The organism is Alterinioella nitratireducens, from assembly GCF_013155465.1.
In the GTDB taxonomy this organism is placed as follows: Bacteria; Pseudomonadota; Alphaproteobacteria; order Rhodobacterales; family Rhodobacteraceae; genus Alterinioella; species Alterinioella nitratireducens.
The window spans coordinates 213,934-227,078 of sequence record NZ_JABJVX010000001.1 but is presented as its reverse complement, the minus strand read 5'-3'; the positions used below and the strand labels follow the sequence as shown (position 1 = coordinate 227,078).

Genomic DNA, 13,145 nt, shown 5'->3' with positions numbered 1-13,145 from the left:
AGATCGGGCCTGAATGGGGATGATCTGCAAAAAACAGGCAAGGGGCATGTCATGGGCGTTCAAGCTGAGGTCGATCCGGACAGCTATATCGTGGGTCTGGGGCACCCGAGATGCGGCACGCTTTTCAGCACCAACCTGATCCGGACTTGCGGCCTCGATGTCGGGCATGAACGCAAGGGGGCCGACGGGCTGGTCTCCTGGACGCTGCTTGGCGAGCGTGAGAAAGTGCCCTGGGGCCACGGGCTCGGGCCGCTGGCGCCATTCAAACGCATCTTCTGCGCCGCGCGCTCACCCTTGGCGGCAATCCCCTCGATCGTGCCGGAAAACCGGCGCCCCCGCTCGATCAAGTATCGCAACCGGATCCTGCTGACGAAAAGCGGCAAGTATCTGCAATATGTGGATAATCCCGTCGCCCTGGCACTGGAAAGCTACACCCGCTGGTTCGCGCTGGCGCTGAACCACAACCCGGGCGTCATCTTCCGCATCGACCGCCCCGAGGATGACGCGGCGCTGTCGGATTTCGTCGGCCAGCCCCTGAAGCGCGCCGCTGAGATCCACACCCATGCCCGCCCCAAGATCCGCTTTGACGCCTTCAGCCTCGAGATGCTGACCGATGTGCCGGTGGGGGTCATCACCCAGACCCTGACCATGGCCGAACGCCTCGGCTATCCCGAGGATGCCGAGACAATCCGCGAGATCTGCGGCATCTGACGCTCAGCGCCCCTTCCAGACCGGATCGCGTTTCTCGGCGAAGGCCCGCGCGCCTTCCGCCTGATCTTCGGAACGGTAGAGCCTTTCGACCGTCTCGAACTGGCTGCGCGTGATCCGGTTCATCGCGTCCTGGAATTTCATGTCCTCGGCCTCGCGCACGATCTCCTTTATGGCGGCGTAGACAAGTGGCGGACCCGAAGCCAGCAGATCGGACATTTCCCGTGCCTTTTCAAGCAGCTCCGCGCCGGGGTGAATGTGGTTGATCAGGCCCCAGCGATGCGCCTCCTCGGCGTCGATCCAGCGCCCCGTGAACAGCATCTCCATCGCGATGTGATAGGGAATGCGCTTGGGCAGCTTGACGCTTGCGGCATCCGCGACGGTGCCGGACCGGATCTCGGGCAGCGCGAATTGCGCGTGATCGGCGGCCAGGATGATGTCGGCCGACAGGGCCAACTCCAGCCCGCCGCCACAGCAGATCCCGTTCACCGCCGCGATCACCGGCTTGTTCAGCCCGCGCAATTCCTGCAAGCCGCCAAAGCCGCCCTTGCCGTAATCGCCATCGACCGCATCGCCATCCGCCGCCGCCTTCAAGTCCCATCCGGGGCAGAAAAACTTCTCGCCCGCGCCGGTGATGATGGCAACGCGCAGGTCGGGATCGTCGCGGAACTCGGTGAAGACATCACCCATGATCACGCTGGTCTTCAGGTCGATCGCATTGGCCTTGGGCCGGTCCAGCGTGACCTCGAGCACATGGCCGCGACGCTCTGTTTTTATCGGGTTTTCCGTCATCTAGTCCTCCTCTCCCCGGATCAGCGCATCGACGGCAATGGCCGTGTCCGCAGTGCAGATCAGGGGGTTGATTTCAATCTCCTCGACGCGGGCGCCGCGTGTCATGACGTAATCCTGCACCGCCAGCACCGCCTTGACCACCGCTTGCAGATCGACGGGCGGCGCGCCCCGGTAACCTTTCAGTAACGGGGCGCATCCAAGCTGATCCAGGGCCATCTCGATCTCCGGCCCCTCCACCGGCAGCAGCAGGCTGATGCTGTCATTCATCAATTCGGTCCAGACGCCGCCCGCCGCCAGCGTCAGAACATAGCCATGTGCGGGGTCCAGAACCACACCGATCAGCAATTCGGCCAGGGTGCCGGTAATCATCTCCTCGACCAGGTAGGAGGGCGCGGCCATCTCCCGCGCGGCCTCGGCCACGGCGTCAGGATGGGTCAGGCCAATCTTGACCGCGCCGCTTTCGGTCTTGTGGGCGATGCCCTCGCCCTTGAGCACCACGGGAAACCCGATCCGCGCGGCGATACTGGCCGCATCCTTGGCCGTGCGCGCGCGGCCCGTTGCGGGCACGCGCAGCCCATGCTTAGCGAGCGCCGCCTTCGCCTCGGCCTCGGTCCGCAGGACAGGACGGGTGACGGGCTGCGGCAGGAAAACGGGCGCTGCGGGTTGCGGCAATTCCTGCCCGGCAATTTCGATCGCCGTCAGCGCATCCGTCAGCCCGCAAAGCGGCGCCACGCCCTGCGCCACCATCTGCTTGCAGATCGCCTCAGGCAGGGTTTCCGGCAGGGTCGAGACCAGCGCCATGGGCACGCCCGACGCATCGCCCGCCGCCTTCACCGCGCGGCAGGTGGCCAGCCAGTCGTCATAGCTGCACTTGTCAGGTCTGGGAAAGTCCAGCACCAGGCAGCCAAGCGCCAGCGACGGGTCCATCATGGCGGTGAAGGCCACCGTTTGCGCCGCCTCATCGCCCCAGATATAGGTGTGGTAATCCAACGGGTTGGCCAGCGCGACCTTGGGGCCGAGGGCCGCGCGCAGGCCGGTTTTCTGCGCCTCCGACAGGGGCGGAAATTCCACCCCACGCCCCACCGCGCTATCGGCCATCAGGCTCGCCTCGCCACCCGAACAGGACAGCGACGCGATGCGATTGGACCTGAGCGGCCCCGCCACATGCAGCAGTTTCAACGCCTCCAGCATCCCGGTCAGCGAAGCGACCTGCCCGATCCCCAACCGCGCCAGGAACGCCCGCCCGCCCGCATCGCTGCCCGTCAGCGAGGCCGTATGCGACACCGCCGCCGCGCGCGCCTGTTCCGAGGCCCCGGATTTCAGCGCCACGATCCGCTTGCCAAGCCCGCGCGCCGTCGCCGCCAGCGCCTCGAAGGCGCGCAGATCGCCGATCCCCTCGATATGCAGGCCAAGTGCCGTGACGCGCGGATCCGACAGCAACGCCTCGCCGATCCCTGCCAGCCCGACCTGCGCCTGGTTGCCCACTGTCACCACATAGGCGATCGGCAGGCCGCGCGTCTGCATCGTCAGGTTGAGCGCGATATTGGAGCTTTGCGTCACGATCGCGATGCCGGTCTCGACCCGCTCGCCGCCATGCTGATCGGGCCAGAGCAGCGCGCCGTCGAGATAATTGATGAAGCCGTAGCAATTCGGCCCCAGGATCGGCATCTCGCCCGCCGCCTCCAGCAGCGCATCCTGCAGGTCGGCGCCATCCGTCAGCTCCTGCCGCGCCTCGGAAAACCCGGAGGCGAAACAGACCGCGCCGCCCGCGCCCATGCCCGACAGGATGCGCGCCGCCGCGACGGTGGCCTGCCGGTTGACGCCGATGAAACAGGCGTCGGGGGGGGCGGGCAGATCCTCCAACCGGGGAACCGTGGGCTGCCCGCCGACCTCATCCTTGGTCGGATGGACCGGCCAGATCGGCCCGTCGAAGCCCATCTCGCGGCAGCGGCGCACGACGCTGTCGCACCACGCGCCGCCGCCGATCACTGCGATGGAGCGGGGGCGGAAAAGCCGGGATATGTCACGCACCGAGCGGCCTCAGAAGATCGCGGCTGATGATATGGCGCTGGATCTCGCTGGTGCCGTCCCAGATCCGTTCCACGCGTGCATCGCGCCAGAACCGTTCGATGGGGAAATCGTCCATCAGCCCCATTCCGCCATAGATTTGCAGGGTGGCATCGGTGACACGGGCCAGCATTTCCGTGGCGTAGAGCTTGGCCGACGCGATCTCGCGATTCGCGGGCAGGCCCTGATCCAGCCGCCAGGCGGCGGCCAGCGTCAGGTAATCGGCGGCGTCGATCTCGGTGATCATGTCGGCCAACTGGAAACTGACGCCCTGGAACCTGCCGATGGGCTGGCCGAATTGCTTGCGTTCGGCGGCATAATTCAGCGCATAATCGAAGACCCGCCGCGCGCGCCCGACGCTGTTGGTCGCGACCGTGATCCGGGTGGCGTAAAGCCAGTCGTTCATCACCGCAAAGCCGCCATCGACCTCGCCCAGGACCTGGGCATCGGGCAGGCGGCAATCGTCAAACTCCAGGATCATGTTCTTGTAACCGCGATGGCTGACCGAGCGGTAGCCGTCGCGGATGGTGAAGCCCGGCGTGCCGCGATCGACCAGGAAAGTGGTGATGCGTTTCTTGGGGCCGCGCGGGGTCTGATCCTCGCCGGTCGCGACGAAAACGATGACGAAATCGGCGTGATTCGCGCCCGAGATAAAATGCTTGGTGCCGTTCAGCACCCAGTCGCCGCCGTCACGCACGGCGCTGCATGTCATGCCGCGCACGTCCGATCCCGCGCCCGGTTCGGTCATCGCCAGCGCGTCCATTCTCTCGCCCCGGACGGCGGGCAAGAGGTAGCGCTCGCGCTGCTCGCCCTCGCAGGCCATCAGGATGTTCTGCGGCCGCCCGAAGAAATGCGTCAGCGCCATCGAGCCGCGGCCAAGCTCGCGTTCCACCAGGGTGAAATCGACATGGCCGAGCCCCGCGCCGCCGACGTCCTCGGGGAAGTTGCAGGCGTAGAAGCCGAGCTCGATCACCTTCTGCTTGAGGCGGTCTGCCAGCTCCGGCGGCACCTCGCCGGTGCGCTCCACCTCGGCCTCATGCGGGTAGATCTCGTTCTCGACAAAGCTGCGCACCGTCGAGACGATCATCTCCTGTTCATCACTCAGTCCAAAATTCATGGCGCGGATCCCCGTTCTGGTGTCAGGGACAGCCTGAGGCCGCTTGCGCGGAGGCGTCATGCAGGATTAGCTGCCTTTCATGCAGAGTTCGCAGAAATCCCCCGCGCAAATCGGCGTGCTGCTGTTCGAGCGGTTCTCGAACCATTGCCTGGCCAACGCGGTTGAGCCCCTGCGCGCGGCCAACACCCTGTCGCGCCGGAGGCTTTACGCGTGGCGGTTCCTGACGCCGGATGGCCGCCCGATCACGTCATCGGGGGGGATGCCGGTTCTGCCCGAGATGCGGCTGGCCGATCATCCCGGCGGCGCCTGCCTCATGGTGCTGCCAAGCTATGGGTTTCGCGCCCTTCTGACCCCCGACCTGAGCCGGGGTTTGCGCGCGGCGGCGGGACGATTCGACATGGTGGCGGGGCTGGACACGGGCAGTTGGCTGATGGCGGCCTCAAACCTTCTGGACGGCTATCGCGCCACGATCCACCAGGACGAGTTTGACGCCTTTTCCGAGACGTTTCCGCAGCTTGATGCCGACAGCTCGCGCTTTGTCATCGACCGCGACCGGGCCAGCTGCGGCGGCGCGATGTCGGCTTTCGACCTGGTGCAGGAGATGATCGGGCGCGCCCATGGCCCTGCGCTTTGTGCCGAGATCGCAGCGCTTTTCATGCAGAGCGATGCGCCCCCGCGTTCCGGCATGCGGGCGGGCCTGGTCGATGCCGCCCTGGCGCTGATGCGGCGCAATCTGGAGCATCCGCTTGCCATCCCCGCCCTGGCCCGCGCGCTTGGCTGCACGCAACGCAAGCTGGAGACGCGGTTTCAGGCAAGGATGGGCGTGCCCCCGCGCCGCGCCTATCAGCGGTTGCGGCTGCTGGCGGCGCGACGGTTGGCGGGCGAAAGCCGCATCAGTGTGGCCGAGATCGCCCTGCGCGCGGGCTATGCCGATGCCAGCGCCATGACCCGCGCCTATCTGCGCGAATTCGGGGAGACCCCGCGCCAGACCCGCGCCGCGCGTCAGTTGGGCCGGACGGTGCCGGTCACGGGGGCCAGCAATTCATCGTCGAAATAGGTGTGCTGCGCGCGGCCGCGATGCTTCGAGGTATAGAGCGCGATATCGGCATCGTTCAGCATCCGGTCGGGGTCGGGCACCTCGTAGCGCGAGGCCAGGACCGACCCGGCGCTGGCCGAGATGCGGCATTGCTGACCGTCGAAGAGGGTCGGTTCCTCCAGCCGCCGGATCAGCCGGTCGGCGATGGATTGCAAAAGCTCAGCGTCGTCGCAATCGCGGAAGAGCAGCACGAATTCATCGCCGCCGACGCGCGCCACGATGTCGCCGGTGCGGATCTCGGCGCGCAGGATGTCCGCGACATGGGTTAGCACATGGTCGCCGGCTGCATGGCCGAGCGTGTCATTGACCTCCTTGAAGAAATCGAGGTCGAGATGCATCAGCCCGAACCGCGCCACCGGGTCACCGGCCAGTTGGCGCAACGTCGCATCCATGGCGCGGCGGTTGTGCAACCCGGTCAGGGCGTCGGTCAGGGCCTGTTCCTCGGCGCTTTCGCGGGCCCGTTGCAGCCGCGCGGTCAGATTGCGCGATTCCTGGGCAATGACGGCATTGGCCTCGGCCAGGTAGAGCAGGTCGACGGTCTGGTCGCAGGGCGAGAAATCGTTCAGCGTCAGGTCGCAATCGGCCACGGCCTGCGCGAATGAAACGCCGAGCGAGAGGTTGATGAAACCGCCCTGCCCGCCCGGCATCGGCACCACGACGCCGCGAAACGGCAGGTCGGCACGGCGGAAAAGCGCCAGGCGCAGGCGCATCCCGGCCAGCGCCAGCACCCCCTCCACCGTCTGCGCGGCCTGCGGTCGGCGCAGGTCGATGATGTCAAAGAGGCGCTGGCCGACAAGCTGTTCCTCGCCCGCGATCTTGGCAAGTGTCGGGCCGACGCGGATCACCCGCTCATCGGCCCCGAACCACAGATGCATCGGCATCAGGGCATCGAGGGCACCCCCCTCCAGCGCGAAATCCGGCGGTTTCCTCATGTCGCCGTCGCCCCAAGCGAGAAATGCCGCCCCGAGGCATGGGCCGTATCCAGCAGTTCGATCCGTATCCGCTCGATCCCGCCGCCCGCGCCGTCAAACTCCAGGATTGCCAGCGCGCCGTAATCATCCGCCAGCGCCCGGAGCGCGCCGAGAAAGACGGCGCTGATTCCGGGAACCGGCCATTTCACCTCCAGCACGAAGGAATTGCGGTGCAGGTGGCAGATATGCAGATCCGGCAGCACCAGATCAGGCACCGCGAGGCTGGCCCGCCCGGCCAGATCGTCCAGCGATTGCAGGAAATCGTAGAAGGTATCGCCGCCAAACCGCAGCAACCGGCGCAGCGGCTCCAGATTGGGATGGGTCACCAGGTAGGTGCCGATATCCTCCAGCAGCGAGATCGCGTCCTTGTGCAGAACCGCCGCCGCCGCGCTGACGGTCTGTTCGGTCAGGCGGTCATCGTAATGCAGCATGGATTCGAACCCGTCAAAGGGCAGCGCCGCCTGGCTGCGCACCTCCTCCCACGTGTCCTTGCCATAGGTATCGGTCAGAAACCCCTGCAAGGCGCGATTCACCAGACCATGCATTCAAGGGCTCCCGCGTCTTATGTCGCCAATCTCATAGCGCGGCGCGGGTTAAGAAACCGTGAGCGGCGGGTCAGAAATCGGTCGGGGCACCGCCTTCGGATTTGCGCCTTGCGACGAAATCGGCCAGTTCCTCGCGGATCGCGTCCTCCATCGGAGGGGGCTCAAACTCTGCCAGGATGGCCTTGTAGAGGCGGTTCGCGCGCTGCGCGCTCCATTCGCCGCCCGCCAGTTCCCAGGCCTCGAAATTGCTCCAGTCGCTGGCAATCGGGGCGTAGAAGGCGTGCTGGTAGCGCTCCTGCGTGTGCTGCACGCCGAAGAAGTGCCCGCCGGGGCCGACCGCGCGGATGGCGTCAAAGGCCAGGTCATCCTCGCCGGTGGACCACAGGACAGGGTCGAAATAGCGCTGGATCATCTGCAAGACTTCGCAATCCATGACGAATTTCTCAGGCGAGGCGATCAGCCCGCCCTCCAGCCAGCCCGCCGCATGGTAGATCATGTTGCCGCCCGCCTGCACCGCCGACCAGAGCGAATTGCAGGTCTCCCACATCGCCTGCCCGTCGGGCACATTGGCCGCGCAGACGCCGCTGGCGCGCATCGGCACCCCGTAGAACCGCGCCATCTGGCCAGTCATCTGGGTGGCGCGCATGTATTCCGGGGTGCCGAAGGCGGGCGCGCCCGATTTCATGTCGACATTCGAGGTGAAGGTGCCGATCGCAACGGGGCAGCCCGGCGAGATGAATTGCAACAGCGCCAGGGCGGCCAGCCCCTCGGCCAGGCTGAGCGTCACCGCGCCCGACATCGTCACCGGGGCCATGGCACCGGCCAGCGTGAAGGGTGTCACCACCACGCCTTGCCGCGCGCGGGCCAGGATCATCGCGCCCTCCAGCATCGGGAAATCATGCTGCAACGGCGAGACCGAGTTGATGTTGGTATACATGCGCGGGGTGGCCTCGAACTGCTCGCGCGTCAGACCGCCCGCGATGCGCACCATCTCCATCACATCTTCGACCCGTTCGCGGCCCAGGGAATAGGCATGCGCCACCTTGTCGGTCAGCGTCAGCTTTTCATAAAGGCAATCGAGATGGCGCACCGAGGCGTGAATATCGGTCGGTTCCGGCGCGTAGCCGCCCGCGAAATGGATGCAGTTGAAATACTGCGTCAGCTTGAGGAATTCCTTGTAGGTCTCGAAATCGCCGGTGCGCTTGCCGCGATCCAGATCCCAGGCATTGGGCGGCGAGGAGACATTGCCGAACACCATATGCTTGCCGCCGATGGTGATCTGGCGGTCGGGGTTGCGCGGGGTGATGGTAAATTCGCTCGGGGCCTTCGCGATCATCTCCATCACGAAGGACTCGTCCATGCGCACGTTGGTGCCGCTGACCTTGCAACCCGCGCGGGCGAGGTGGTCGCGCGCCTCCTCGTTGAGAAACTCGATCCCGATCTCCGACAGGATGCGCATGGCGCCCTTGTGGATGGCCTCGACGCCCTCGGGGGGCAGCGGTTCGGTGGGGCGGTCGGGGTTGACGGGCACGCGCCAGGGCATCTGGTCGACAACGGCGGTGCCCGCCCGCTCGGCGTTGCCTCTGCGCCCGCCCGCGCGGCGGCGGCGGGGGGCGGCGGCGGCGGTTTCGGCGGCCGCGGCGGCGACCGAGGTGGCATCAGGCATGGCGGGTCTCCCGGTGTGACATGCCCCGACTGTGCCGGTGGAGACGTCCCGGAAGTTTGCCCTTAGCGACGGATTTTCAGCCTGTTTGCGGCGCTTCGCCTTCCATTTCCGTCCTGGAGGGGATCGCGCCCCGCGCCAGCAACCCCGGCAGCACGCCGATATCGGGGATCACCAGGTCGGCATGGGGGGCCAGCACCGCGTCGTCCGCCATGCCGGTCAGAACGGCCACCACGACCATACCCGCCGCGCGGCCCGCGTGCAGGTCATGCAGGCTGTCGCCGATCATCAGGACCTCGCCGGGGACAAGGCCGAAGCGCTCGGCGAAGGCGCGGCACATGCCGGGGCCGGGTTTCGCGCCATGGCCGCTGTCGAAACCCACGACCGAATCGAACAGGTCGAGGATGCCCGTGGCGGTCAGATGCGCGCGCGCGGAGCCTTCGGTGTCGTTGGTGGCGACGCCCAGTTTCAGCCCCATCGCCTGCAACCGGGCCAACAGGGCGCGCAGCGGCACCGCCTCGACCATCGGCGCGGCGGCGGCGGCGCGGGCCAGACGCGGGCGCAGCTCGTGGTCCGTCATGCCGGGAAGGCCGGGCAGCAGCGCGGCGCAGATGTCGTCATCGGTGCCCGCGATGACGCAGCTGTCGGGGGCAAAGCGCGAGTCTTCGGTGTCGAAGCCGATCCGTTGTCCGAGGCTGCGCGCACGGGTCGCGTCGCCCTCGGCCAGATCCAGCAACATCGCGCCCGCGAAACCGGACCAGCTGCGCTCGAAATCGTAAAGCGTGCCGTCCTTGTCGAAAAGGATGCCCGTGATCATCTGCCTCGCCTCCTGTTATTGACCGCAGAGTGGCACGGGTCGGCGGGGGCTGTCATCCCGCGGATCATGTCGCCCGGAATTTCATCAAATGCGGCATAATTCATCAATCATTGTTGATCGGCGAAGAACCGCCAACTGCTCAGGTCCAGCTTGTCTCGGCCCCGCCGGGCAGCGATTGGCGGGCCTCCAGCAAGGTCTCGTAGGGCAGGCCCAAGGCATCGCAGCAGGCCATGACCCAGGCATCGTCCATCATCAGAAAATCCAGCAAAGACAGCTGCATGGCGGTCTCGCCCGCCTGCGCCCGCAGGTCTGCCAGACTGGCCCCGGTGGCGCCCAGGAAGACCGGCAGCAACTCGTCATTGCCAACCAGCCAGGCCATCGCGTTCAGGGCTGTTTCCTCGGCGCGAACCACGTTCATGTGACTGTCCTCATCTCTGCGTTAAAGGCTTTATTAACCTTTCGGGAGCATGGATGAACAAAGCCCAGAGATAAACCAGCGGCGGAGCATTCGATGACAGGGCGCATTCTCGTTGTGGACGACGTTGCCACCAATCGCATCGTCATGAAGGTCAAGCTCGCGGCGGCCTGCTATTCAGTGTTGCAGGCCGATTGCGGGGCGGCGGCGCTGCGCATCGCGAAATCCGAGCAGCCGGACCTGATCTTGCTGGATGTGCTGATGCCCGACATGAGCGGCGTTGCGGTCTGCGAACAACTCAAGGCCGATCCCGCCACCGCCGATATTCCCGTCATCCTGATCACCGCGCTGGCCGACCAGGACAGCAAGATGCAAGGGCTGCAACGCGGCGCGGATGATTACCTGACCAAGCCGGTCGATGAGGTCACGCTGCTGGCGCGGGTGCGGTCGCTCCTGCGCGCGCATGAGATTCAGCGCGAGCTGCGCCTGCGTGAGGAAAGCTGCGCTGGCTTCGGCTTTGCGGAACCTGCCGCCGGGTTCTCGCCCGCGGGCAAGGTCGCGCTGGTCGCCCCCGATGCCGCCACCGGCGTCACCTGGAAACGCGCGCTGGAGGCGCAGGGCACCGCCGCCTTGCAGGTCTTGCCGCGCGAACAGGCGCTGTCGGGCACGGGGATGGAGGCGGTGCCGGATGTCTTCGTGATCTCGGCCGACCTGGGCACGCGCAACGAAGGGTTGCGGCTGCTGTCCGATTTGCGTTCGCGCCCCGCCTCGCGCCATTCGGCGGTGGTGATGATCCTGCCCAAGGGCGATATCGAACGCGGCGCGGTGGCGCTGGACCTGGGCGCGGGCGACATCCTCTACGATCCGTTCGACCCGGCGGAACTGTCGGTGCGCATCAAGACGCAACTTCGGCGCAAGCGGCAATCCGACCGGCTGCGCGCCACGGTCGAGGCCGGGCTGGAACTGGCCGTGACCGACAGCCTGACCGGGCTGCACAACCGGCGCTACGCGCTGAACCAGCTTGGCCGCCTGCTGGCCGCGCCCGGACAGGGCCTGGCGGTGATGATGCTGGACCTGGATCACTTCAAGCTGGTCAATGACCAATTCGGCCATGCCGCCGGCGACCGGGTGCTGGCCACCATCGCCAAGCGCCTGCGCAGCCAATTGCGCGGCCAGGATCTGGTGGCCCGCCTGGGGGGCGAGGAATTCCTCGTCGCCATGCCCGACACCGATCCCGACCACGCCCTGCATTGCGCCGAGCGTTTGCGCCGGGCCATCGGCGGGCAGCCGATCTCGCTGCCCGGCATTGCCCAACCGATCAATGTGACGGTCAGCGTCGGCATCGCGCTTGGCCAGCCCGGACAGGACCAGGCCGACGCGCTGATCGCGCGGGCCGACCGGGCGCTCTACGATTCGAAATCGGAGGGCCGCAACCTGGTGACGGTGTCAGCCTCGGCCTCGGCGGCCTGACCCCGCCACGGCAGACAGGAAAAAAGGGGCGCGAAAGCCGCGCCCCTTCCCAATGTCTTCAACGATCCCGCCGGTCAGCTTGCCGGTGCGATCGACAGGCCCTGCATCATCATGTCGGTGCCTGTCTCGACCGCGGTGATGGTCACCATGTCGCCAACCGCGAAGTTCCGCAGGCGATCATTCATCTCGGTCGGGAAGACGTAGGTGTTGCCATCATCCAGCGTCACCGAGAACTCGCCCTCGTCCATCGCGGCCACCGTGCCGGTCACTTGCGTGGAGACAGCGGATGCAATCGACAGGCCGACCATTCCGTCGCCTTCCATCGCGGCGGTGATTTCGACCGAGTCGCCGACGGTGAAGCCGGAGATGTCGGGTGCCTCGGCACCGTCGCGGTCGGGGAAGCTGAACATCCGGCCATCGGCCAATGTCACGGTCCGGCCCGCGGTGTCGATGTCTGCGATCACACCCATTTCACTGACGGCGGCGCTGCCACCGATGGAGCGTGCAACGCGGCGGTCGCCCTGCATGGTCCAGTTGACCATGACCATGTCACCGACGGAATAGCCCGCCAGCAAGGGGCCGCCATCATTGTCGCTTGCGGAATCGGCAAAGACATACTCGTTGCCGTCATTGAGGGTCACGGCGTTGCCAGCCGGGTCGATGGACACGATGGTACCCAGGGTTTCTTCGGCCAGCGCTGCGCCGCCGAAAATGAGCGAGCTCATCAGTGTGGCGGATAGAAGTTGCTTACGCATGATAGAAATCCTTTCTCTCTCGTTCGCCTTCGTATGGCGGCACAACGACGCCCCATCCGGAGATGTTCCAAGAGAACCGGAAATTTTTGTGCGCGGATAACCCGGCAGGTGCCCGAGCGCCTTGCCATAAAGGCGCTCGGGCCAAGAGATCACGTAAGCGTGAACCTCTTGGCGCGCCCGCCCCGAGCGAGGAGGCGATAGGCGCAGGACATGCCCCGCCCCCGGTTCAGCGCCCCCGGCCCTGACGCGCCAGCATGTGTTGCAGGCTGTCGGCGAATGCCGCGCGGTCCTCGGCGGGCATGGTTTCAAGATAATCCAGCAATGCGCCGTAGCCGCGATCCTGAAGCCCGGAGACGATGGCGCGCTGACGCTCCAGCGCGGCCTCGGCCTCGGCGCGGTCGAACGGATCGGCGCGCACCGCCTCGGCAAAGTCGCGGGCGGCCTCGACAAGACGCTGGCGTTCGGCCCGCATCGCGGCGCGGTCGGCCCCGGCGGCGGAGATCACGGCAGCCCGGTCGCGCCGATCCAGCGCGGTGGCCAGCGGGCCGAGCCCCAGGATGCGCGCGGCCTCGGCCCGGTCGCGCATACCGCCCTCGGGCCGCCCGCCCAGGAACGCGCCGCCCACGGCCCCCGCAATCAGCAGGTTGATCGCGAGGCTCATCGCCAGCACGATCTTGACACCGCGCGGGGTGCGGGGCGGGCGGGGCTGTGTCTCAGGCGTATTCATGT

13 protein-coding genes are annotated in these 13,145 nt (G+C 66.6%); 3 read left to right on the top strand and 10 right to left on the bottom strand.

The features are described 5' to 3' along the window. The first annotated feature begins 51 nt into the window (after positions 1 to 51). Positions 52 to 711 carry a hypothetical protein gene (locus HNS34_RS01045; protein ID WP_172317128.1) on the top strand — a complete coding sequence of 220 codons (660 nt, stop codon included), beginning with the start codon at positions 52 to 54 and terminating at the stop codon, positions 709 to 711. Positions 712 to 714: 3 nt separating this feature from the next. Here the strand turns inward: HNS34_RS01045 and HNS34_RS01040 are convergent, their stop codons facing one another. The 3 genes from HNS34_RS01040 to HNS34_RS01030 are packed head-to-tail and all read right to left on the bottom strand — an operon-like array spanning position 715 to position 4,684. Beyond that, entirely contained in the window at positions 715 to 1,500 is a 786-nt protein-coding gene (locus HNS34_RS01040; RefSeq protein ID WP_172317126.1) for a carnitinyl-CoA dehydratase, read from the bottom strand. Beyond that, positions 1,501 to 3,531: an acetate--CoA ligase family protein gene (locus HNS34_RS01035; RefSeq protein WP_172317124.1), complete on the bottom strand. Its 2,031-nt coding sequence runs from the start codon at positions 3,529 to 3,531 to the stop codon at positions 1,501 to 1,503. It lies immediately after the preceding gene. Continuing rightward, positions 3,524 to 4,684 carry an acyl-CoA dehydrogenase family protein gene (locus HNS34_RS01030; protein ID WP_172317122.1) on the bottom strand — a complete coding sequence of 387 codons (1,161 nt, stop codon included), beginning with the start codon at positions 4,682 to 4,684 and terminating at the stop codon, positions 3,524 to 3,526. The genes HNS34_RS01035 and HNS34_RS01030 overlap by 8 nt, the downstream gene beginning before the upstream one ends. Before the next feature lie 79 nt (positions 4,685 to 4,763). Here HNS34_RS01030 and HNS34_RS01025 point away from each other — a divergent pair, with 79 nt between their 5' ends. After that, positions 4,764 to 5,741: a GlxA family transcriptional regulator gene (locus tag HNS34_RS01025; RefSeq protein WP_172317120.1), complete on the top strand. Its 978-nt coding sequence runs from the start codon at positions 4,764 to 4,766 to the stop codon at positions 5,739 to 5,741. Here HNS34_RS01025 and HNS34_RS01020 read toward each other — a convergent pair. The 5 genes from HNS34_RS01020 to HNS34_RS01000 all read right to left on the bottom strand — a co-directional run bounded on the left by HNS34_RS01020 (position 5,687) and on the right by HNS34_RS01000 (position 10,194). Next, positions 5,687 to 6,712, bottom strand: coding sequence for a diguanylate cyclase domain-containing protein (locus HNS34_RS01020; protein ID WP_172317118.1), 1,026 nt, complete (start codon positions 6,710 to 6,712; stop codon positions 5,687 to 5,689). The genes HNS34_RS01025 and HNS34_RS01020 overlap by 55 nt on opposite strands. Beyond that, positions 6,709 to 7,296: a heme NO-binding domain-containing protein gene (locus HNS34_RS01015; protein WP_172317116.1), complete on the bottom strand. Its 588-nt coding sequence runs from the start codon at positions 7,294 to 7,296 to the stop codon at positions 6,709 to 6,711. The genes HNS34_RS01020 and HNS34_RS01015 overlap by 4 nt, the downstream gene beginning before the upstream one ends. 70 nt (positions 7,297 to 7,366) lie before the next feature. Beyond that, positions 7,367 to 8,962 carry a trimethylamine methyltransferase family protein gene (locus HNS34_RS01010; RefSeq protein WP_172317114.1) on the bottom strand — a complete coding sequence of 532 codons (1,596 nt, stop codon included), beginning with the start codon at positions 8,960 to 8,962 and terminating at the stop codon, positions 7,367 to 7,369. 76 nt (positions 8,963 to 9,038) lie between these two features. Beyond that, complete coding sequence (locus HNS34_RS01005) at positions 9,039 to 9,776, bottom strand: HAD family hydrolase (protein ID WP_172317112.1); 738 nt, start codon at positions 9,774 to 9,776, stop codon at positions 9,039 to 9,041. A gap of 139 nt (positions 9,777 to 9,915) precedes the next feature. Then, positions 9,916 to 10,194, bottom strand: a complete 279-nt coding sequence (locus HNS34_RS01000; RefSeq protein WP_172317110.1) for a DUF3572 domain-containing protein — start codon at positions 10,192 to 10,194, stop codon at positions 9,916 to 9,918. Between the two features lie 93 nt (positions 10,195 to 10,287). Here HNS34_RS01000 and HNS34_RS00995 point away from each other — a divergent pair, with 93 nt between their 5' ends. Then, positions 10,288 to 11,661 (top strand): diguanylate cyclase, encoded by a 1,374-nt coding sequence (locus HNS34_RS00995; RefSeq protein WP_172317108.1) that lies wholly within the window; start codon positions 10,288 to 10,290, stop codon positions 11,659 to 11,661. Positions 11,662 to 11,735: 74 nt separating this feature from the next. Here the strand turns inward: HNS34_RS00995 and HNS34_RS00990 are convergent, their stop codons facing one another. Both HNS34_RS00990 and HNS34_RS00985 read right to left on the bottom strand, forming a co-directional pair. Beyond that, on the bottom strand, positions 11,736 to 12,416 hold the full coding sequence (locus tag HNS34_RS00990; RefSeq protein ID WP_172317106.1) for a DUF1344 domain-containing protein: 681 nt from the start codon (positions 12,414 to 12,416) through the stop codon (positions 11,736 to 11,738). Positions 12,417 to 12,642: 226 nt separating this feature from the next. Beyond that, on the bottom strand, positions 12,643 to 13,143 hold the full coding sequence (locus HNS34_RS00985) for a periplasmic heavy metal sensor (protein ID WP_172317104.1): 501 nt from the start codon (positions 13,141 to 13,143) through the stop codon (positions 12,643 to 12,645). Positions 13,144 to 13,145 lie beyond the last annotated feature (2 nt).

What these genes read in the sequence shown, in the direction of transcription:
- HNS34_RS01005 (WP_172317112.1), bottom strand. Translation starts at nt 9,776, where the DNA reads ATGATCACGGGCATCCTTTTCGACAAGGACGGCACGCTTTACGATTTC.
- HNS34_RS01025 (WP_172317120.1), top strand. Translation starts at nt 4,764, where the DNA reads ATGCAGAGTTCGCAGAAATCCCCCGCGCAAATCGGCGTGCTGCTGTTC.
- HNS34_RS01010 (WP_172317114.1), bottom strand. Translation starts at nt 8,962, where the DNA reads ATGCCTGATGCCACCTCGGTCGCCGCCGCGGCCGCCGAAACCGCCGCC.
- HNS34_RS01020 (WP_172317118.1), bottom strand. Translation starts at nt 6,712, where the DNA reads ATGAGGAAACCGCCGGATTTCGCGCTGGAGGGGGGTGCCCTCGATGCC.
- HNS34_RS00995 (WP_172317108.1), top strand. Translation starts at nt 10,288, where the DNA reads ATGACAGGGCGCATTCTCGTTGTGGACGACGTTGCCACCAATCGCATC.
- HNS34_RS01000 (WP_172317110.1), bottom strand. Translation starts at nt 10,194, where the DNA reads ATGAACGTGGTTCGCGCCGAGGAAACAGCCCTGAACGCGATGGCCTGG.
- HNS34_RS01030 (WP_172317122.1), bottom strand. Translation starts at nt 4,684, where the DNA reads ATGAATTTTGGACTGAGTGATGAACAGGAGATGATCGTCTCGACGGTG.
- HNS34_RS01045 (WP_172317128.1), top strand. Translation starts at nt 52, where the DNA reads ATGGGCGTTCAAGCTGAGGTCGATCCGGACAGCTATATCGTGGGTCTG.
- HNS34_RS01015 (WP_172317116.1), bottom strand. Translation starts at nt 7,296, where the DNA reads ATGCATGGTCTGGTGAATCGCGCCTTGCAGGGGTTTCTGACCGATACC.
- HNS34_RS00985 (WP_172317104.1), bottom strand. Translation starts at nt 13,143, where the DNA reads ATGAATACGCCTGAGACACAGCCCCGCCCGCCCCGCACCCCGCGCGGT.
- HNS34_RS01040 (WP_172317126.1), bottom strand. Translation starts at nt 1,500, where the DNA reads ATGACGGAAAACCCGATAAAAACAGAGCGTCGCGGCCATGTGCTCGAG.
- HNS34_RS00990 (WP_172317106.1), bottom strand. Translation starts at nt 12,416, where the DNA reads ATGCGTAAGCAACTTCTATCCGCCACACTGATGAGCTCGCTCATTTTC.